The organism is Marixanthomonas ophiurae (assembly GCF_003413745.1).
Classification (GTDB): Bacteria; Bacteroidota; Bacteroidia; order Flavobacteriales; family Flavobacteriaceae; genus Marixanthomonas; species Marixanthomonas ophiurae.
The window spans coordinates 1,981,982-2,000,932 of record NZ_QVID01000001.1; the positions used below are offsets into that span (position 1 = coordinate 1,981,982).

General features: G+C 35.5%; 19 protein-coding genes. 14 read left to right on the top strand and 5 right to left on the bottom strand.

Features of this window, described 5'->3' with window-relative positions; translation table 11 throughout:
• Nucleotides 1–79: 79 nt before the first annotated feature.
• From DZ858_RS09110 to yajC, 4 genes are all read left to right on the top strand, one after another.
• A complete protein-coding gene (locus DZ858_RS09110; RefSeq protein ID WP_117159241.1) occupies nucleotides 80–1,177 on the top strand; it encodes a Glu/Leu/Phe/Val family dehydrogenase in 1,098 nt (365 codons plus the stop codon).
• 87 nt (nucleotides 1,178–1,264) lie between these two features.
• Nucleotides 1,265–2,209 carry a transcription antitermination factor NusB gene (nusB, locus tag DZ858_RS09115; protein ID WP_117159242.1) on the top strand — a complete coding sequence of 315 codons (945 nt, stop codon included), beginning with the start codon at nucleotides 1,265–1,267 and terminating at the stop codon, nucleotides 2,207–2,209.
• Nucleotides 2,210–2,260: 51 nt separating this feature from the next.
• The gene (locus DZ858_RS09120; RefSeq protein WP_117159243.1) at nucleotides 2,261–2,743 is read left to right on the top strand and encodes a DUF1573 domain-containing protein; all 483 of its coding nucleotides are present in this window, start codon (nucleotides 2,261–2,263) and stop codon (nucleotides 2,741–2,743) included.
• Nucleotides 2,744–2,772: 29 nt separating this feature from the next.
• On the top strand, nucleotides 2,773–3,075 hold the full coding sequence (gene yajC, locus DZ858_RS09125; RefSeq protein ID WP_117159244.1) for a preprotein translocase subunit YajC: 303 nt from the start codon (nucleotides 2,773–2,775) through the stop codon (nucleotides 3,073–3,075).
• A 75-nt stretch (nucleotides 3,076–3,150) separates the two neighbouring features.
• Here yajC and pepT read toward each other — a convergent pair whose 3' ends face one another.
• Complete coding sequence (pepT, locus tag DZ858_RS09130) at nucleotides 3,151–4,392, bottom strand: peptidase T (protein ID WP_117159245.1); 1,242 nt, start codon at nucleotides 4,390–4,392, stop codon at nucleotides 3,151–3,153.
• 89 nt (nucleotides 4,393–4,481) lie between these two features.
• Here pepT and DZ858_RS09135 point away from each other — a divergent pair, with 89 nt between their 5' ends.
• The 9 genes from DZ858_RS09135 (at nucleotide 4,482) to DZ858_RS09175 (ending at nucleotide 15,548) form a co-directional block, all read left to right on the top strand.
• Nucleotides 4,482–5,528 carry a quinone-dependent dihydroorotate dehydrogenase gene (locus tag DZ858_RS09135; protein WP_117159246.1) on the top strand — a complete coding sequence of 349 codons (1,047 nt, stop codon included), beginning with the start codon at nucleotides 4,482–4,484 and terminating at the stop codon, nucleotides 5,526–5,528.
• Between the two features lie 5 nt (nucleotides 5,529–5,533).
• Nucleotides 5,534–6,169, top strand: coding sequence for a LysE family translocator (locus DZ858_RS09140; RefSeq protein WP_117159247.1), 636 nt, complete (start codon nucleotides 5,534–5,536; stop codon nucleotides 6,167–6,169).
• Nucleotides 6,170–6,223: 54 nt separating this feature from the next.
• The gene (locus DZ858_RS09145) at nucleotides 6,224–7,087 is read left to right on the top strand and encodes a hydroxymethylglutaryl-CoA lyase (protein WP_117159248.1); all 864 of its coding nucleotides are present in this window, start codon (nucleotides 6,224–6,226) and stop codon (nucleotides 7,085–7,087) included.
• Between the two features lies 1 nt (nucleotide 7,088).
• A complete protein-coding gene (locus DZ858_RS09150) occupies nucleotides 7,089–8,630 on the top strand; it encodes a bifunctional metallophosphatase/5'-nucleotidase (RefSeq protein WP_117159249.1) in 1,542 nt (513 codons plus the stop codon).
• An 83-nt stretch (nucleotides 8,631–8,713) separates the two neighbouring features.
• Nucleotides 8,714–9,187, top strand: a complete 474-nt coding sequence (locus tag DZ858_RS09155; protein WP_117159250.1) for a heme-binding domain-containing protein — start codon at nucleotides 8,714–8,716, stop codon at nucleotides 9,185–9,187.
• A gap of 135 nt (nucleotides 9,188–9,322) precedes the next feature.
• The gene (locus DZ858_RS09160) at nucleotides 9,323–10,537 is read left to right on the top strand and encodes a DUF4856 domain-containing protein (protein WP_117159251.1); all 1,215 of its coding nucleotides are present in this window, start codon (nucleotides 9,323–9,325) and stop codon (nucleotides 10,535–10,537) included.
• Nucleotides 10,538–10,609: 72 nt separating this feature from the next.
• Nucleotides 10,610–11,746, top strand: coding sequence for an imelysin family protein (locus tag DZ858_RS09165; protein ID WP_117159252.1), 1,137 nt, complete (start codon nucleotides 10,610–10,612; stop codon nucleotides 11,744–11,746).
• A 3-nt stretch (nucleotides 11,747–11,749) separates the two neighbouring features.
• Nucleotides 11,750–13,111, top strand: a complete 1,362-nt coding sequence (locus tag DZ858_RS09170; RefSeq protein ID WP_117159253.1) for an HTTM domain-containing protein — start codon at nucleotides 11,750–11,752, stop codon at nucleotides 13,109–13,111.
• On the top strand, nucleotides 13,092–15,548 hold the full coding sequence (locus tag DZ858_RS09175) for a TonB-dependent receptor (protein ID WP_117159254.1): 2,457 nt from the start codon (nucleotides 13,092–13,094) through the stop codon (nucleotides 15,546–15,548). The genes DZ858_RS09170 and DZ858_RS09175 overlap by 20 nt, the downstream gene beginning before the upstream one ends.
• An 11-nt stretch (nucleotides 15,549–15,559) precedes the next feature.
• Here the strand turns inward: DZ858_RS09175 and DZ858_RS09180 are convergent, their stop codons facing one another.
• Entirely contained in the window at nucleotides 15,560–15,808 is a 249-nt protein-coding gene (locus DZ858_RS09180; RefSeq protein ID WP_117159255.1) for a hypothetical protein, read from the bottom strand.
• Between the two features lie 206 nt (nucleotides 15,809–16,014).
• On the opposite strand from DZ858_RS09180, the gene guaB reads away from it, so the two are divergent.
• The gene (gene guaB, locus DZ858_RS09185; protein ID WP_117159256.1) at nucleotides 16,015–17,487 is read left to right on the top strand and encodes an IMP dehydrogenase; all 1,473 of its coding nucleotides are present in this window, start codon (nucleotides 16,015–16,017) and stop codon (nucleotides 17,485–17,487) included.
• Nucleotides 17,488–17,521: 34 nt separating this feature from the next.
• On the opposite strand, the gene DZ858_RS09190 is transcribed toward guaB, so the two are convergent.
• The 3 genes from DZ858_RS09190 to DZ858_RS09200 form a co-directional block, all read right to left on the bottom strand.
• Nucleotides 17,522–18,031 carry an OmpH family outer membrane protein gene (locus tag DZ858_RS09190; RefSeq protein ID WP_117159257.1) on the bottom strand — a complete coding sequence of 170 codons (510 nt, stop codon included), beginning with the start codon at nucleotides 18,029–18,031 and terminating at the stop codon, nucleotides 17,522–17,524.
• Nucleotides 18,032–18,115: 84 nt separating this feature from the next.
• Entirely contained in the window at nucleotides 18,116–18,358 is a 243-nt protein-coding gene (locus tag DZ858_RS09195) for a hypothetical protein (RefSeq protein WP_117159258.1), read from the bottom strand.
• Entirely contained in the window at nucleotides 18,358–18,816 is a 459-nt protein-coding gene (locus DZ858_RS09200; protein ID WP_117159259.1) for an SRPBCC family protein, read from the bottom strand. The genes DZ858_RS09195 and DZ858_RS09200 overlap by 1 nt, the downstream gene beginning before the upstream one ends.
• Nucleotides 18,817–18,951: the final 135 nt, after the last annotated feature.

The window sequence follows — 18,951 nt, forward strand, 5'->3', positions numbered from 1 at the left end:
ATAAATTCTTTGTGTGATTATCAATAAACCCGTATTTTTGCACGTCCTTTTTAAGGGATGCATAAAAAACAAAAATATTATGGTGACTGAAGTATTAAATACAAATGAACTTCAAAAAGTAGACCCTGTTTTCGGGCAAATGTCTTTCGACAATCACGAGCAAATCGTTTTTTGCAACGACAAAGATACAGGATTAAAAGCAATAATTGGTATCCACAATACGGTTTTAGGACCTGCACTTGGAGGTACCAGAATGTGGCAATACACGAGTGAATGGGAAGCCTTGAATGACGTGCTTCGCCTATCTCGAGGTATGACTTTTAAATCTGCTATTACTGGGTTAAACTTAGGTGGAGGAAAAGCTGTGATTATTGGTGATGCTAAAACGCAAAAAACACCAGAACTAATGAAACGCTTTGGTGAGTTTGTTCATTCATTAAGTGGAAAGTATATAACAGCGGAAGATATTGGAATGACAACAGGCGATATGGATCTTGTACGCTCAGTGACACCTTATGTTACAGGTATTTCTGAAACATTAGGTGGAGCAGGAAATCCATCTCCTATTACAGCTTATGGTGTGTTTATGGGTATGAAAGCAGCTGCAAAGTATGCTTTTGGAACCGACATATTAGAAGATCGTGTAGTATATGTTCAAGGAATTGGAAATGTAGGAGAAGCTTTGGTGGAAAACCTTACTAACGAGGGAGCTAAAGTGTATATTACAGATATTAATCAAGAACGTTTGGAAGAAGTTCGTGATAAGTATAGCGCAACTATCTATGAAGGCGATAATATCTATGCAGAAGAAATGGATATTTATGCACCGTGTGCCCTTGGAGCAACTATAAACGACCAAACCATAAACCAGCTTAAGGCTAAAGTGATTGCAGGAGCAGCTAACAACCAGTTAGCCGAAGAGCAAAAACACGGTTTACAATTACGTGAAAAAGGTATCGTTTATGCCCCTGATTTTTTAATTAATGCCGGTGGAATTATAAATGTATATGCCGAGTTGGAAAACTATGGTCGTCAAGAGATAATCCGTAAGACGGAAAACATCTTTAACACGACACTCGAAATATTAAAGAATGCTGAGAGTAAAGATGTTACTACACATCAGGCTGCCTTTGATATGGCAAACGCTAGAATAGCGGCAAGAAAAGAGAAAATGTAGTTTTTAACTATATTAAAATAGTATATTTGCAACGCACAAGAAAAAGCTTGTGCGTTGTTTATTTATAAATGTTCTTTATTTTAAAATATGCTCACAAGAAGACATATTAGGGTCAAAGTTTTACAGTCAACTTACGCTTTTTTTCAAAGCGAACATCAAGACCTTGACAAGCAGGAAAAATTTCTATTGTACAGCATGGATCAAATGCAAGACTTGTATGTTTTGCTGCTTCAATTAATGGTTGAAGTAAAGGATCACGCTGAAAATTTTCTTCAGAAATCACAACAAAAACATTTGGCAACAGCCGAAGAGAAAAATCCGAATCGAAACTTTGTTGATAATAAAGTAATTCAGCTTATTGAAGCAAATCCAAATCTTGCTGAAATACTGAAGAATAAAAAACTGAATTATTGGCAAGATGACAATGAATATATCAATATTATATTCAATGCATTAAAAGAGAAGGATTTTTATCAAGAGTATATTTCCAAAAAGGAGGTTTCATTTAAAGAGGATAGGGATTTTATTGTTAAGTTTTATAAAGAAGTAGTAGCTCCTGACGAAAAGCTTTACGACTACTTGGAAGATAAACGCTTAACGTGGTTGGACGATTTTCCATTGGTAAATACTGCAATGGTAAAAATGCTTTCTAAAATTTCAGAAAAAAATGTAGCTACTATTTTGGTTCCATCTTTGTATAAAAATGACGATGACCGTGAGTTTGCTCTACAATTGCTTCGGAAAGTAATACTGAACAATGAAAAACTGGATAATGAAATAGATGGCAAAACACCAAATTGGGATAAAGATCGTATTGCGCATATTGATATGATTATTCTTAAAATTGGTATTTCAGAATTTCTGTATTTCCCTTCTATTCCAGAACGTGCTACTATAAACGAATGTCTTGAGATATCAAAAGAATACTCAACGCCTAAAAGTAGTAGCTTTATTAACGGAATATTGGATAAGCTTGTAAAAGAATATACAAAAGAAGGTAAACTGAATAAATTAGGCCGAGGCCTTCAATAGAAGTAAAAAAATAAGTATTTTAGCGGCGCTTAAACATAAAATATATATACTATGAAAAAATCGATTTTAATTTTAGCTGTATTATCTGCTTTTGCATTTACATCGTGTAAAGAAAAAGCTTCAGATAAAGTAAATGAAGAAAATGTAGCAGCAGCTGCAGACCGTGATGCAGACGCATCTAAATTTCCGGTCATGAAATTTGAAAAAACAGAATATGACTTCGGAACTATTGCCAAGGGTGAGAAAGTAGAACACGAATTTAAATTCACTAACACTGGCGATGCTCCTTTAGTAATTGTTAATGCTACTAGTAGCTGTGGTTGTACTGTGCCAGAATATTCAAAAGAAGCGATAGCACCGGGTGAAGACGGAAAGCTTTTAGTTAAATATGATGGTAGTGGAGTTAATCAAGTGAGCAAAACTGTAACTATTGTTGCTAATACAGAAAAAGGAAAAGAGACCTTAAAAATTAAAGCCTTTGTAACGCCTAAAAACGGAGCTAATGAAGGTCAAAACATGCTTAAAACGAGCTAATTTATAAATTAAAAGAATAGACTATTTTTATGGAACAAATTCAAGGCTTTCTTCCTATTATCTTATTGTTTGCTGTGATGTATCTTTTTTTAATACGTCCGCAAATGAAAAAGCAAAAGCAAGAAAAAAAGTTTGCTAAAGAAATTAAAAAAGGGGATAAAGTAATCACCAAAAGCGGGATGCACGGTAAAATTTTAGATTTAAATGACGATGGTACCTGTATTATCGAAACCGGTGCCGGTAAAATGAAATTTGAACGTTCTGCTCTTTCTATGGAAATGAGCGAAAAGATGAACGCTCCCAAGACTCCTGCTAAAAAGGAAAAGAAATAGTTTTATTTTAACAGAATTAAAAAACCGCAATATTTTTAAATATTGCGGTTTTTTTGTTTGTAAGGATTAGCTTATTTATGCTTCTTTTTCTGCTAGCAATTGAGCAATGTTTACAATTACTTCTATAGCCTTTTGCATATTCTCTAACGGTACATATTCATAACGACCGTGAAAGTTGTGTCCGCCAGCAAAAATATTGGGGCAAGGCAAGCCCATAAAACTTAATTGAGAACCATCTGTACCACCTCTAATAGGTTTAATAATAGGTTTGATATCTGCTTTCTTCATTGCTTCTTCGGCAAGATCAACGATATGCATTACAGGTTCAATTTTTTCACGCATATTAAAGTATTGATCTTTTATTTCAATTGTAATCAATTCTTTTTCGTGCTGTGCGTTGATTTCATCTGCTAATTTAACCATCATTTCTTTTCGAGCTTCAAAATGGTCTTTATCGTGATCTCGTATAATATATTGTAGCTTGGTGCCGTCCACTTCTCCATTTACACTTTGCAGGTGGAAAAAACCTTCGCGACCGTCAGTATGTTCTGGTGTTTCCATTCTAGGTAAGGAATTAATATAATCTGTAGCAATGTACATGCTATTGATCATTTTTCCCTTGGCTGTTCCTGGATGTACAATTTTACCTTTAACAGTTACAACGGCTCCAGCTGCATTGAAGTTTTCATATTCCAACTCGCCAATTTGGCTGCCGTCCATGGTATATGCCCATTCGGCACCAAATTTTTCTACATCAAATTTGTGGGCACCACGACCAATTTCTTCATCAGGAGTAAAACCTATTCGTATTTTTCCGTGTTTTATTTCGGGATGATTTACTAAATACTCCATAGCCGAAACAATTTCAGCAACTCCCGCTTTATCGTCTGCCCCTAATAAGGTAGTACCATCTGTAGTGATTAGCGTTTGCCCTTTATAAAGTAAAAGATCATCAAATTCATCTGGAGAGAGTACTATATCCTTATCAGCGTTTAAGACGATATCCTTTCCATCATAATTTTCAACGATCTGCGGATTTACATTGGCACCAGTAAAGTCTGGTGATGTGTCAAAATGTGATACAAACCCGATAGTAGGAACTTCGTGATCCACGTTTGAAGGTAGGGTTGCCATAATATAGGCGTTATCGTCTATGGTAACGTCTTCTAAGCCAATTCGTTTTAGTTCGGCAAACAAAGCGTTAGCAAGGTTCCATTGTTTTTCGGTGCTAGGAGTGCTGTCACTTTCCGGATCACTTTCCGTATCAACAGTAACGTAGCTGAAAAAGCGATCAATAAGGTGTTGTTTATCTATCATAATTTTTCTTTTTTGCTTTACAAATTAAAGCATAATCAAAATAACCATTACATTCTTTCTTGCTATTTTTGCCACATATCCTTTTATCTATGTACAAATCTATAATCCGTCCCATTCTTTTTCAATCTGATCCCGAAAAAGTACACCACTTTACATTTAAAATGATTCGCTTACTACATAAAATAGGGTTTGGGAGTATTTTCCAAAGTATATATAAAGTAAATGATAAACGATTGGAGCGGGAGGTTTTCGGACTTAAATTTCCTAATCCAGTGGGATTAGCAGCTGGCTTTGACAAAGATGCTAAATTGTACAAGGAACTTTCAAATTTAGGCTTTGGGTTTATTGAAATAGGTACCGTTACGCCAAAACCCCAACCAGGAAATCCTAAAAAAAGGTTGTTCCGTCTAAAGGATGATAACGCAATTATTAATAGAATGGGGTTTAATAATGGTGGCGTAAAAGAAGCTGTAGAACGACTAAAAAAGAATACCCCTGTTGCTGAGAGAAGTCATGTACTTATCGGCGGAAACATTGGTAAAAACAAGGTCACGCCTAATGAAAATGCAGTTAATGATTATGTAACTTGCTTTGAGGCTTTATTTGATTATGTAGATTATTTTGTAGTAAATGTAAGTTCACCAAACACGCCAAATTTAAGAGCATTACAAGATAAAGAACCGTTGACAAAACTACTTAAAACACTCGTTTTAAAAAGAGAAGAATTCTTTAGGCTGAGCGGAGTCGAAATCAAGCCAATACTTCTGAAAATAGCCCCAGATTTGACAGACGGGCAATTGTTGGATATTATTGACATTGTTTCAGAAACAAAAATAGATGGGATTATTGCCACCAATACGACTATTTCAAGAAAAGGTCTTGTTTCAGAAAATAAAACTGAAAAGGGAGGCTTAAGCGGTAAACCATTAACAAACCGCTCTACTGAAGTGATTCGGTTTCTTTCAGAAAAAAGCAATAAAGCCTTTCCAATAATTGGAGTAGGAGGGATCCATAGCCCTGAAGATGCTTTGGAAAAACTAGAAGCTGGTGCAAGCTTGGTACAGTTATACACTGGTTTTATTTATGAAGGCCCACAATTGATTACAGCTATAAATAAGGCTGTTTTAGAGCAATAACTTGTATGACAGAAAACCTACTATCTTTTGCATTAGCTACCATGGCTTTGGCATTTTCACCAGGACCAGATAATATCTATGTGTTGACGCAATCGTTGGTTAATGGAGTAAAAAGCGGAATTGCTACTACTGCGGGATTGGTTACAGGTTGTATTGTGCATACTACTTTTTTAGCCTTTGGTCTTTCAGCAATCATTACAGCCTCCCCAGCTTTATTTTATGGAGTTAAGGTGCTAGGTGCTCTATATTTATTGTATTTAGCTTATGTTGTTTTTAAAAGTGATGCATCAATTGCCGTTCCTATTACTTCAGAAGGAAAAATAAATAGAACGCTAATAAAAACAAATGCTCAACTTTTTAAACAGGGTGTTATCATGAATTTGGTAAACCCTAAAGTAATGATCTTCTTCTTAGCTTTCTTTCCAGCTTTTCTTTGGAATGAAACTGAAAATACCGTGAGTCAATTTTATATTTTAGGTATTATTTTTATGGTAATTTCATTTTTGGTTTTCGGATTAATAGCATTTCTAGCAGGTAGTATTTCATCTTATATATTGAAGCATAAATCAGTTGGTATTGTTTTAAAATGGTTACAGATAGTGGTTTTTATCGGTATAGCCGTTTTTATTTTAATTCCGTAGTCAGAATTATAAAAAGCTTGAGATTGCATTTTAAAATCTAGTATCTTTGAGGTAATGCAAAAAATTAAACTAATAGAGTGTCCTAGAGACGCAATGCAAGGGATAAAGGATTGGGTGCCAACTCAAAGTAAGGTTCAATATATACAGTCACTATTGCGGTGTGGCTTTGATACCATAGACTTCGGGAGTTTCGTTTCGCCCAAGGCAATCCCACAAATGAAAGATACGGCCGAAGTACTCTCGAAGTTAGACCTGTCTAAAACTGATAGTAAATTATTGTCAATTGTAGCCAATGTGCGAGGAGCAAAAGACGCTGTAAAACACCCAGAAATTGACTATTTAGGTTATCCTTTTTCCATTTCGGAAAACTTCCAAATGCGAAATACCCATAAAACTATTGCACAATCCCTTGATATTTTGAAAGAAATTCTTAATTTGGCTAATGCAAACGATAAACAAGTAGTTGCTTATTTATCAATGGGTTTCGGTAATCCCTACGGAGACCCTTGGAATGTTGAGATTGTAGCAGATTGGACCGAAAAACTATCGGCCATGGGTGTTAAAATTTTATCATTAAGCGATACGGTAGGCTCCTCAACGCCCGATATCATTGACTATTTGTTTTCAAATTTAATTCCCCATTATCCCCATATTGAGTTTGGAGCTCATTTACATACAACCCCCGCGTTGTGGCATGAAAAAATAGATGCTGCATACAAAGCCGGTTGTTTTAGGTTTGACGGTGCTATACAGGGCTTTGGAGGATGTCCTATGGCAAAAGATGAATTAACAGGAAATATGCCGACTGAGAAGATGTTAAGTTATTTTACTACTGTAAAAACTGATTGTAATGTAAATCCAATGGCATTTGAAAGTGCTCATAACGAAGCAACTAAAATATTCAGTAAATATCATTAAGATGAAACGACGAATACTTTTACTACCGGTTTTTGCATTATTCTTATTTTATGGTTGTACGCTCATGGAGCCTATACCCGAAGAACCTTTTTATGGAAAGGGTATTGTAACCATTAAGTTTTTACAGGTTAATGATGTTTATGAAATAGCACCATTACAAGGTGGTAAATACGGAGGAATGGCACGTGTTGCTTATGTTAGGGACTCCATAAAGGAACGAAACCCCAACACCTTTTTGTTTATGGCGGGTGATTTTTTGAATCCATCTTTATTGGGGAATTTAAAAAAAGATGGTGAGCGAATTAAGGGTAAGCAAATGATTGAAGTGATGAATGCCATGGAGTTTGACTTGGTAACTTTTGGAAATCATGAATTTGACCTTACAGAAGAAGAGCTGCAAGAACGCCTAAATGAATCCACGTTTCCGTGGGTTTCATCGAACGTACGTCACGTACTTCCAAATGGTACAAAAAGCCGATTTCAAACTAAACTTGAAATGGGGGGAGAGCCCATTTCAGATTATAAAACTATTGCAGTTAGGGATTCTCTTGGCAATGAAGTAGATTTTGGCTTTATAGGATTAACACTGGACTCTAATCCCAAGGAATACGTACAATACGGGAATATTTATAAGGAAGCCCTCCGCGCCTACGATTTGGTGTACCCAAAAGTAGATTTTGTAATCGGGTTAACCCACTTAACAATAGATCAAGATCATGAATTAGCAAAAGAGCTACCTGAAATACCTTTAATAATGGGTGGTCACGAACATGTAAGTAATTTAGAACGGCAAGGAAATACCGTTATCGCTAAAGCTGATGCTAATGCTATTTCCATGTACATACATACACTGGTATATAATTTACGTACTCAGGTTTTATATGTAAACTCGAAGATTATGTATTTAGATGAAAAAGTTCCGCTACAAGCCAATGTAGATAGAGTAGTAAAAAAGTGGAACGAAGTATTGGATTCAGAACTTTCAAAAGTAGTGCCTAATACCAATGAAGTAATTTACACACCAAAGACACCCTTGGACGGAACAGATAGTGCAAACAGAAGCATACAAACCAATTTAGGTGATAAAGTGACCGAAGCTATGGCCTTTTCCTACAATTATAAAGTAGATGCAGCATTGGTTAATGGAGGTTCTTTTAGGGTGGACGATATGCTTTCTGGTAAATTGACTAGTGTTGATATTTTTAGAGTCTTGCCTTTTGGAGGCAGCGTTTTAAAAGTAGATATGAAAGGAGAATTGCTGAAAGAAATATTAGACTTCGGAAAATCACAACGCGGAAAAGGGGCCTATTTACAACGCTATAAAATTTCTCAAAGCGCTTCAGGAAACTGGTTGATTGGTGGAAAACCTATTAATTACAAAAAGACATATACAATTGCTTTGAGCGATTTTCTTTTAAAAGGGTTGGATATCCCATTTTTAACTAGAAACAACAGTGGTATTGTAAAAATATATGAACCTGAGGAAAATGAACTAGCTTTCGATATCAGAAAATCTTTGATTAGTTATTTAAAATCTATTTAACTGCATACTTCTAAATTTTTGCAAATCTTATAAAGAATTGTTCTAAATAATTTCTTAGTTTTACGGCTTAATTTTTATAGCCCATGAAAATAGTTAAGTACATTCTTATTGTATTATTAGTTGCCCTAGTAATCATTCAATTTATTCGTCCTGAAAAAAATAAAGGAGGCTATGAAAGTATCGCTTTTTTTGAAAAAGAAACAAAGCCTTCAGCCGAAGTGGCTTTATTATTAAAAGAAAATTGTTACGATTGCCATAGCGATCAAACTCAATATCCTTGGTATTCTGAAATAGCTCCCTTTTCACTTTGGTTAGATGAGCATATTGAACACGGGAAAGGACATTTTAATGCTTCTGCTTGGGACTCTTATTCCATTAAGAAAAAAGACCATAAAATGGAAGAGTTGGTCGAAATGATAGAAGAAGGGGAGATGCCTCTAGACTCATATACATGGATTCACGGAGATTTAACTGAACAGGAACAAAAATTAATTCTTCAATGGGCTGGATTAGTCCGTCTTCAATATAAAAATCAATTACAAGTTTCTTCTAAGTAATTGATCTTAAGCTTGCAATTTGATTTACAAGTTTTTATTTAAATTTAATCTAAATAAAGTTGTCAGAATACTTTCTCCCTTTTATATTTGCATTCTGAAAAACCAATTATTTATAACAAGTCTAAATAAAACCCAATGAAAAAATTATTGTATTCCGCAATTATTATGAGTCTTGTATTGGCTTCATGTTCATCTGATGATGAAGCTGGTGATATTCAACAAGATATTGAAGTTCCTACAAATTATGTGTTCGAAAGAGGAGGAGAAACTACAGTTCAGTATCCTGGGCAAACTACCCGCTTACAAATGTCAGCAGAGTTAATAGGATCTTTTAAAGATTTTGATTCAGCAACCAAAGAATCTCTTTTAAATATGTTTGCTCATGTGGAAGGTGCTAACGATTTTGATAATTCAGCATTAAATGCTTCTGGAAAAAATATAAAAAGCAAAATAGCGGCTTCAGTTGATTACTTTTCAGCAAACGTTGCAGAAAGTGCAGAAATAAAAGCTGATTTTGAATCATATATTTCACGACAGGTAGATGAAGTCTTTCCAAATGAAAATACTGTAGCAACAACAGGCGTTGCAGGTCAAATTGCAGATGGTTCTTCTGCAAGATATGTTACTGGTAAAGGGTTGGAATTAAACCAAGCTTTTGCAAAAGGCATGATGGGAGCTCTATTGGCAGACCAAATATTAAACAACTACTTATCAACAGCTGTTTTGGACGAAGCTTCAAACCGTGAGGACAATGAAAATGAGGTGCTTGATGGGGATAGTAACTATACAACTATGGAGCACAAATGGGACGAGGCTTACGGGTACTTGTATGGAGATCCTTCCATTCCAGTTGCAGACCCTAATAGTGTTTTGGGTGTAAGCGATGACCATTTATTGTTCAATTATTTAGGTGTAGTTAACAGTGATGATGACTTTGCTGGGGTAGCACAAAATATTTTTGAAGCTTTTAAAACAGGTCGTGCCGCAATCGTAGCAGGCGATTATGAATTAAGAGATGAGCAAGTTACTATTATAAAAGAAGGTGTTTCGACAATTATTGCAGTGCGCGCGGTTCACTATTTACAGGCTGGAAAGCAAGCATTAGCAGATAATAATATGGGCGCGGCTTTTCACGATCTTTCTGAAGGGTTTGGCTTTATGTACAGCCTTCGTTTTACAAATAACCCAAATACAGGAGCGCCTTACGTTTCTCCTTCTGAATTAGAAACGTTTAAAACTCAACTGTTAGAAGGAAACGGTTTTTGGGATGTAACTCCTGAAACATTAGATAGTATTTCAGCAACAATAGCAACAGCTTTTGACTTTACTGTAGAACAAGCTGCAAACTAAAAGGTTATTAAAAGCAAAACAATCGGTTTATATATTAAGCCGATTGTTTTTGCTATTTTTGCAAACCGAAAAATGAAAAAGAAAAAGATGATAAAAAAAGCACTATTTAGTCTAAGTTTTATTCTTGTTTTAGTAGCGTGTTCTAGCGATGATAGCACAAAGCCAGAAGAAGAAACCAACGATAGTTTTGACCGTCAGGCTTTATTAGTTAACTGGGCCGATAATATTATTGTGCTTTCATATGCTGCTTTTAATACAGAAACAAATAGCTTAGTTACAGCGACAACTACTTTTACAGAAAATCCTACAGTTGGAGCTCTACAGCAATTGCGCGAAACTTGGATTGAAGCTTATCTTGCTTTTCAACATGTTTCTATGTTTGAAATAGGTAAAGCTGAAGCCCTTAATTATCGCAACCGTGTAAATGTATACCCTACCAATGCTTCAGAAATTGATGGATTAATTGCTGATGGAAACTACGATTTTTCATTGCCTTCAACAATAGATGCGCAAGGGTTTCCAGCGATGGATTACCTAATAAATGGCTTAGCTTCTTCAGATGAAGAAATTATTACTTTTTATACTACCAATGAAAACGCTGAGAATTATAAAGCGTATTTAAACACCTTAGCCGAAACCATTTCAACCTTAACCGAAACGGTTTTAAATGACTGGAATAATGGGTACAGAGATACGTTTGTAAATAACACCAGTTCGTCTGCATCAGGATCGGTAGATAAATTAGCAAATGACTATGTTTTTTATTATGAAAAAGCGCTTAGAGCTGGGAAAGTAGGGATTCCAGCAGGAGTGTTTTCTAACGACCCACTTCCTGAAAAAGTAGAAGCTTTTTATAAAGAAGATATTTCAAAAATATTAGCCTTAGAAGCCTTAGAAGCATCACAAAATTTCTTTGAAGGAAAAAAGTTTGATGGTACTTCGAATGGTGAGAGCTTTAAAACCTATTTAGCCTATTTAAACACGATTAAAAACGGAGAAAATTTAGGTAACTTAATCACTGCTCAATTTGAGACTTCAAAAAGTAAGTTAGAAGGATTAAATACTAATTTTTCACTTCAAATAGAAAACGATAATTCAAAAATGCTGACTGCTTATAATGAATTACAACGAAATGTAATTTTATTAAAAGTTGATATGCTGCAAGCAATGGATATTAGTGTTGATTACGTAGACGCCGATGGCGATTAATGAATGAGCACAACATTAAAAACATATTTCACGAAACAAACACAGGCCGCACCTCTTGCGGTCTTTCGTGTTTTTTTTGGTGTCATGATGTTTGTGAGTATCATCCGGTTCTGGGCAAATGGGTGGATTGAAAAACTATACATAACGCCTAAGTTTCATTTTTCATATTACGGTTTTGAGTGGGTACAGCCATTAGGGGATTTCACCTATGTTTTATTTGCTGTTTGTGCACTCTCTGCGTTACTGGTTGCTGTGGGCTTTAAATATAGAATTGCTATTATAGCTTTCTTTTTAAGCTTTACCTACATTGAGTTAATGGATAAAACCACCTACTTAAACCATTATTACTTTATAAGTTGCGTAAGCTTTTTAATGATCTTTTTACCAGCTAACAGTTATTTTTCGTTTGACGCCAAAAACCTTAAAAAAGCTTCTTTCTATGTTCCAAATTGGACGATAGATTCAATAAAATTGATGCTTGCTGTAGTATATTTATATGCTGGGTTGGCAAAATTAAACAGCGATTGGTTACTAAAAGCCATGCCACTTAAAATATGGCTACCCTCAAAGTACGATATTCCTTTCTTGGGAAATCTTATGCAGCAAGAATGGGTACATTACGCCTTTAGTTGGAGTGGTGCTTTGTATGATTTAGCAATTCCGTTTTTGTTAGTATATAGGCGTACGCGCTGGTTTGCTTTTATTGTAGTAATTATTTTTCATGTACTCACACGCGTATTATTCCCTATTGGGATGTTCCCGTATATTATGATTGTAAGTGCATTAATATTCTTTGATGCCTCGGTCCATCATAAAATACTTCAGTTTATATCAAAAATAGTTAAGATTAATAAAGCTGAAATAGATAAGGAGATTAAAACAGTATTTTTTAAAAAGAAGAAAAACGTATCAAGGATTGTCATTGCCGTATTTATAGTAGTACAACTGGTCTTTCCGTGGCGGTATTTAGCATATCCGGACGAACTGTTTTGGACCGAAGAAGGCTATCGATTCTCTTGGCGGGTTATGTTGATGGAGAAAGCCGGATATGCTCAGTTTAAAGTAAAAGACAGTGTTAGCGGAAAACAATTTCACGTTGATAATAGCGACTTTTTAAATACATTTCAAGAAAAGCAAATGAGTTTTCAGCCCGATTTCATTTTAGAATACGCCCATTTTTTAGGAGATCATTTTGCATCACAAGGACATAAAAACCTTGAAGTGTATGTAGAAAGCTATGTAGCACTCAATGGAAGACTCAGTCAGCCGTTTATCGACCCTACGGTCAATTTATTACAAGAAAAAGAATCATTTAGACACAAAACTTGGATTTTAGAATTTAACGATGATATTAAAGGACTATAATTTTAAAACAACGCTAGTAGCATTAATCGCTTTATTAACAACTATAGCAGTTGAAGCGCAATATACGGTTTCAGGGAAAGTAGTTTCTGGAGTAGATAATACAGTGATATCTAATGCTGAAGTATTTATTTCTAACACAGGAGACGAAACTAAAACAGACGAAAATGGAATGTTTCAGTTTAATGACGTACCGTCCGGCACTCACTATTTTGTGGTGTTTACCTATGAATATCAATTATTGGAAAAAACGGTTGAAGTTTCTGAAGATACTAATCTAGACTTTCAATTAGAGCCTTTAGGGGAAACCCTTTCTGAAGTGGTTATAAAAAAGCAAAGAGATAGGGTTTTTGCTTTAAAACAATTACGCCCGGTTGAAGGTACCGCTATCTATGCCGGAAAAAAGAGTGAAGTGATTCAAGTGGATAACTTAACGGCTAACCTCGCAACGGGAAATGCGCGTCAAATTTATTCGCAAGTGGTTGGGCTGAATATTTACGAAAATAATGATGGGGGACTGCAATTGAATATTGGTGGTCGCGGGTTAGACCCCAACCGAACCGCAAACTTCAATACCCGGCAAAATGGATACGACATTTCAGCCGATGTTTTGGGGTATCCAGAAAGTTACTATACACCCCCAGCCGAAGCACTTCGCGAAATACAAGTGGTTCGTGGAGCCGCTTCATTACAGTACGGAACCCAATTTGGAGGGCTTATTAACTTCAAACTAAAACAGCCAAATCGTAATAAAAAAATAGAATTAGTTTCTAGGCAAACAATTGGCTCGTATGATCTTTTCAATAGCTTTAATAGTTTAAGTGGACAGGTAGGTAAGTTTGGGTATTATACCTATTTCAACTACAAAAAAGGAAACGATTTTAGACCAAACTCTCAATTTGACTCATATAATGGGTACGCACATTTGGATTATCAACTTACCGATAAAACCAAGCTAACCGGAGAGTTTAGTTACTTATATTATATAGCCCAACAACCTGGAGGGTTAACAGATACACAGTTTGAAGAAGATCCAACCTTCAGTAACCGAACTAGAAACTGGTTTGAAGTAGACTGGAAATTGTATTCTTTGATGTTGGAACATACGTTTTCAGAAAAGACAGATTTCAGCTTAACCTTATTTGCATTAGATGCTTCGCGTAAATCAGTAGGTTTTCGGGAAAATAGGGTTTCACAACAAGATAATCTTACAGAGCCAAGAGAATTAATAGTGGGAAATTTCAATAATTGGGGCGCCGAAGCTCGTCTATTAACCCATTACAACCTTTTTAATACTGAAAATGTATTCTTAATAGGAGGGAAGTATTATCAATCTAAAAATACTAGTAAACAAGGGCCGGGAACAAATGACAGCGATGCTAATTTCAGTTTTGCTGAAAATGAATTCCCAGATTACAGACGCCAAAGTGATTTTGAGTTTCCGAACTTAAACTTGGCTGTATTTGGAGAGAATATTTTTAATCTCACTGAAACGTTTTCTGTAACGCCTGGCTTTCGATTTGAATATATTAAAACCGAAAGTATAGGTACGTATAAAAACATAAACCTAGATAATGCGGGGAACCCCATTTTAAATGAAACGATACCAGATAATAGAACCTTCGACCGATCATTCGTTTTATTAGGTGTTGGTCTAAGCTACAAGCCTTCCAGAAGTATTGAAGTGTATGGAAACATCAGTCAAAATTATCGATCTGTCACTTTTAATGACATTCGTATTACCAATCCGTCATTAACCGTAGACCCCAATATTACAGATGAAGAAGGTTTTACTGCAGACATAGGAGTTCGCGGTAGATTTGAAAAGTATGTATCTTACGACCTAGGTGCATTCTTTTTAGGTTATAATGATAGGTTAGGGGTGATTCTTCGGGAAGTAAGCGATATTGAACAAGAACGTTTCCGTGGAAATATTGGAGACGCTATTACCTATGGCGTAGAAACATTTATTGATTGGAATATTTGGAATACGTTTTATTCTGAAGAAAAAAATATAAAATTAAATCTATTTTCAAATTTAGCTCTAACCCATTCAGAATATACAAAGTCTGAACAGACAAATGTAGAAGGTAATGAAGTGGAATTCATTCCCGCTGTAAATCTGAAGACAGGTTTAAATTTTGGGTATAAAAACTTTTTAGGAAGTCTTCAATACACCTATTTAAGCAAACAATTCACCGATGCCACTAATAGCGATCGTGATTTTGAAAGCCAAAGTGGTATTGTTGGTGAAATTCCAGCGTATGATATACTCGATTTATCGCTATCGTATACCTATAAAATGTTTCAATTAGAGGTTGGGGTCAATAATGTGTTGGATAACAGCTATTTTGTGCGAAGAGCCACAGGATATCCTGGGCCAGGTATTATCCCAAGTCAGCCAAGAACTGGGTATACTGGCTTACAAATAACTTTTTAATATGAAAGCGTTTATGCATTCAGTTGTTGTGGAGCCCAAGCGGCGCATAACATTCCGGGTGCAGCTTTATCAGGATTTGCGCAATCGCTTTCTTCGTATCTTGAACACGTTACGCAGTTTCGCTCGTCATTTAGCTTTGCTTTCATTTCAAAGTTATCGCAAGTGTAATGCGTATTCACCATTACTTTATGAACTGAACAAACGTCGCCTTCCATCAAGTTATCACAGTTTATACAGTTGTGTGCTAGTCTAATTGCCATAATATTATCTTTTTTAGTTACATAAAAATACAGCGGTATTCCTTTAGAAACAATTTAAATAGGTGTATAGGTTCTGTTTTGTTTTTAGATTGAATTAAAATAAACCTTTTTATTACTTAGCTGAACCAAACATTTAATTGTACATTTGCACGCAATTAAACGGTAACTAATTTCCGGTTTCTTTTCGGAATAAAAATTTAATTGCAATGACCGCACACGACAACAAAATTCTTGGAGAAGGCCTTACGTATGACGACGTACTTTTAGTACCCGCATATTCTGAAGTGCTTCCTAGAGAAGTTTCCATCGAAACAAAATTTTCTCGAAATATTACTTTAAACGTTCCTATTGTTTCCGCAGCAATGGATACCGTTACCGAAAGTGCTATGGCAATTGCTATTGCACGCGAAGGTGGAATAGGCGTTTTGCATAAAAATATGACTATCGAGCAACAAGCTGCCGAAGTACGTAAAGTAAAACGTGCCGAAAGCGGGATGATACTCGATCCAGTTACGTTGAAAAAAACAGCTACTGTAGCCGATGCACAAGCTACAATGAAAGAATACAGCATTGGTGGTATCCCTATTATTGATGATGAAGGGAAACTAATTGGAATCGTAACCAATCGCGATCTTCGTTTTGAAAAAAATTACGAACGTAAGTTGGAGGAAGTAATGACTTTTAAAAACTTAGTGACCGTAGCAAAAGGAACTTCTTTAAAAGAGGCTGAGATTATTCTTCAGAAAAACAAAATTGAGAAACTACCGGTTGTTGAAGATGATGGAACCTTATTAGGGTTGATTACGTTTAGGGATATTACCAAACTAACCCAAAAGCCAACAGCCAATAAAGATCAATATGGCCGCCTTCGTGTAGCAGCTGCTCTAGGTGTTACTGCAGATGCCGTTGAACGTGCTGAAGCATTGGTAAACGCTCAAGTTGATGCTGTGATTATCGATACCGCTCACGGTCATACAAAAGGAGTAGTTACTGTTTTAAAAGAAGTAAAAAAGAATTTTCCAGAATTAGATGTGGTTGTAGGTAATATTGCAACTCCAGAAGCCGCTAAATATTTAGCAGATGCTGGTGCTGATGCAGTAAAAGTAGGAATTGGTCCAGGATCAATATGTACAACTCGGGTCGTCGCTGGAGTTGGCTTTCCACAATTTTCTGCGGTATTAGAAGTTTCGGCAGCACTTAAAGGAACGGGTGTTCCTGTAATTGCCGATGGTGGTATTCGGTATACTGGTGATATTCCAAAAGCGTTAGCTGCAGGAGCAGACTGTGTGATGTTAGGCTCTTTATTGGCAGGAACAAAAGAATCTCCAGGGGAAACAATTATTTACGAAGGACGAAAGTTTAAATCGTATCGCGGAATGGGTAGCGTAGAAGCTATGAAAAAAGGTTCTAAAGATCGCTATTTTCAGGATGTGGAAGACGATATTAAAAAATTGGTGCCAGAAGGTATTGTTGGTCGTGTGCCTTACAAAGGTGAATTGCTTGAAAGCATGACGCAGTTTATAGGAGGCTTACGTGCCGGAATGGGCTATTGTGGTGCTAACTCCATTGAAGCGTTAAAAGAAAATGGAACGTTTGTTAAAATCACTTCTTCCGGTATTCATGAAAGTCATCCTCACGATGTTACTATAACTAAAGAAGCACCAAATTACTCAAGGTAATTTAGTGCTTCCTTTATTTGTTTGGCATAAAAGTTTACTCTCCAGTTTCAGGGATAGTAACGCCTAATTCCTTAAGCACATCAAGTGTAAGGTCATATTTGTCGTCAAAGTACACAACCGATGCATCTGCAGTTAGTACTTGAGTATAACTACCTGCTTTAGCAACTTTATCTAAAGCTTGTCCTATTTTGGTATAAACCGGGCGCATTTTATCATCGCGCTTGATACCAATAAGTTTATTACCGTTTTGTTGAAACTTAGCAATATCGTTTTCTGTATCTACTAATTCTTGTTGCTTAGTTTGTTTTTGTGCATCAGTAAAAGAAGCTTCCCCTGCTTTATAAGCTTCAATTTTAGCTTTATAGTCTGTAACTTTCTTTTGAAGATCGGTGTCCAGTGTTTTGCTATATGCTTCTACTTCTTTTTGAACAGTTTCTAATTCAGGCATTAGTGAAACAATATAATCTACATTAATGGTTCCAACTTTTGTTTGTGAAAAACCTGTAATACAGATAAAAAGAAAAATAATGTTTAAATATTTCATGGTTATATTTTGTTTGGCGTAAAATTACATAAATTCTCTTAAATGACTATAAAAAGGATATGGTGTTACAATTAAGACATTGTTTTATGATTTAGAATTATAAAGCTGTCCTCTATTGGGTTTTAAACGTTCTCGTATAAAATCCATTTTGTCTTTTGGGGTTATTAAAAAAGCCGTGCAGTGCATTGGGTTTATTTGTTCCGTATCGCAAGTAGTATTCTCCAAAGATTCTGTGGTTGTAAATTCTTTAAGGTGTTTAGCATGATGTTCGGCTATTTTGATAGCATTTGGGCCTCGAAAGTCCCATATTAGTTTAACTTGTTCCATTAATTTTTTGTAGCTACTGAAATATCTTTTTCTGCAAAATTTTTAAAGTCTTGCATGTATTTTTTAGATTGTTTTTTAAAAACTCTCGGCATAAGCCAAGCCATTAGCTTCATTCCGAAGCCTGAAAAATGAAACTCACTTTCCGAGATCCATTTAGTATGGTTCTTATCTATTTCTTCAAAATAATTTTTTTGAATATTATGCACGCCCTTAGCATCATAAGTAGCGTGAAATTCATGTGGAAAATTTCGGTTTAAAATGGTTTCGATTAATGCCATATCTCGTTTTCCCATTTTGTATTCTAATTTCATTTTAGCTCCTTCTTGGCCAGGTGTTCCTTCAAGTGTTTCATAATGTATAAGTCCTTTTTGCCAATGTTTTAGGTTTTGGGGATTATCCATTTTCTCGATAACCTTTTCACGGGGAAGATTAATTATAACTTCAACAGTATAGTTCATAATCTTTGAAATTTATTACTAAAATACGCAATTTTCACAAAAATTAAACAAAATATATACACTATCGGGTTTTGTAAAAACGTTTAATGTCCGTGCTTGTTTAACAGTACTTTTTTATACTTTTGCGACACTTCA

Coding starts and splice junctions, on each gene's coding strand:
- DZ858_RS09110 (WP_117159241.1), top strand. CDS start 80: ATGGTGACTGAAGTATTAAATACAAATGAACTTCAAAAAGTAGACCCT.
- nusB (WP_117159242.1), top strand. CDS start 1,265: ATGCTCACAAGAAGACATATTAGGGTCAAAGTTTTACAGTCAACTTAC.
- DZ858_RS09120 (WP_117159243.1), top strand. CDS start 2,261: ATGAAAAAATCGATTTTAATTTTAGCTGTATTATCTGCTTTTGCATTT.
- yajC (WP_117159244.1), top strand. CDS start 2,773: ATGGAACAAATTCAAGGCTTTCTTCCTATTATCTTATTGTTTGCTGTG.
- pepT (WP_117159245.1), bottom strand. CDS start 4,392: ATGATAGATAAACAACACCTTATTGATCGCTTTTTCAGCTACGTTACT.
- DZ858_RS09135 (WP_117159246.1), top strand. CDS start 4,482: ATGTACAAATCTATAATCCGTCCCATTCTTTTTCAATCTGATCCCGAA.
- DZ858_RS09140 (WP_117159247.1), top strand. CDS start 5,534: ATGACAGAAAACCTACTATCTTTTGCATTAGCTACCATGGCTTTGGCA.
- DZ858_RS09145 (WP_117159248.1), top strand. CDS start 6,224: ATGCAAAAAATTAAACTAATAGAGTGTCCTAGAGACGCAATGCAAGGG.
- DZ858_RS09150 (WP_117159249.1), top strand. CDS start 7,089: ATGAAACGACGAATACTTTTACTACCGGTTTTTGCATTATTCTTATTT.
- DZ858_RS09155 (WP_117159250.1), top strand. CDS start 8,714: ATGAAAATAGTTAAGTACATTCTTATTGTATTATTAGTTGCCCTAGTA.
- DZ858_RS09160 (WP_117159251.1), top strand. CDS start 9,323: ATGAAAAAATTATTGTATTCCGCAATTATTATGAGTCTTGTATTGGCT.
- DZ858_RS09165 (WP_117159252.1), top strand. CDS start 10,610: ATGAAAAAGAAAAAGATGATAAAAAAAGCACTATTTAGTCTAAGTTTT.
- DZ858_RS09170 (WP_117159253.1), top strand. CDS start 11,750: ATGAGCACAACATTAAAAACATATTTCACGAAACAAACACAGGCCGCA.
- DZ858_RS09175 (WP_117159254.1), top strand. CDS start 13,092: ATGATATTAAAGGACTATAATTTTAAAACAACGCTAGTAGCATTAATC.
- DZ858_RS09180 (WP_117159255.1), bottom strand. CDS start 15,808: ATGGCAATTAGACTAGCACACAACTGTATAAACTGTGATAACTTGATG.
- guaB (WP_117159256.1), top strand. CDS start 16,015: ATGACCGCACACGACAACAAAATTCTTGGAGAAGGCCTTACGTATGAC.
- DZ858_RS09190 (WP_117159257.1), bottom strand. CDS start 18,031: ATGAAATATTTAAACATTATTTTTCTTTTTATCTGTATTACAGGTTTT.
- DZ858_RS09195 (WP_117159258.1), bottom strand. CDS start 18,358: ATGGAACAAGTTAAACTAATATGGGACTTTCGAGGCCCAAATGCTATC.
- DZ858_RS09200 (WP_117159259.1), bottom strand. CDS start 18,816: ATGAACTATACTGTTGAAGTTATAATTAATCTTCCCCGTGAAAAGGTT.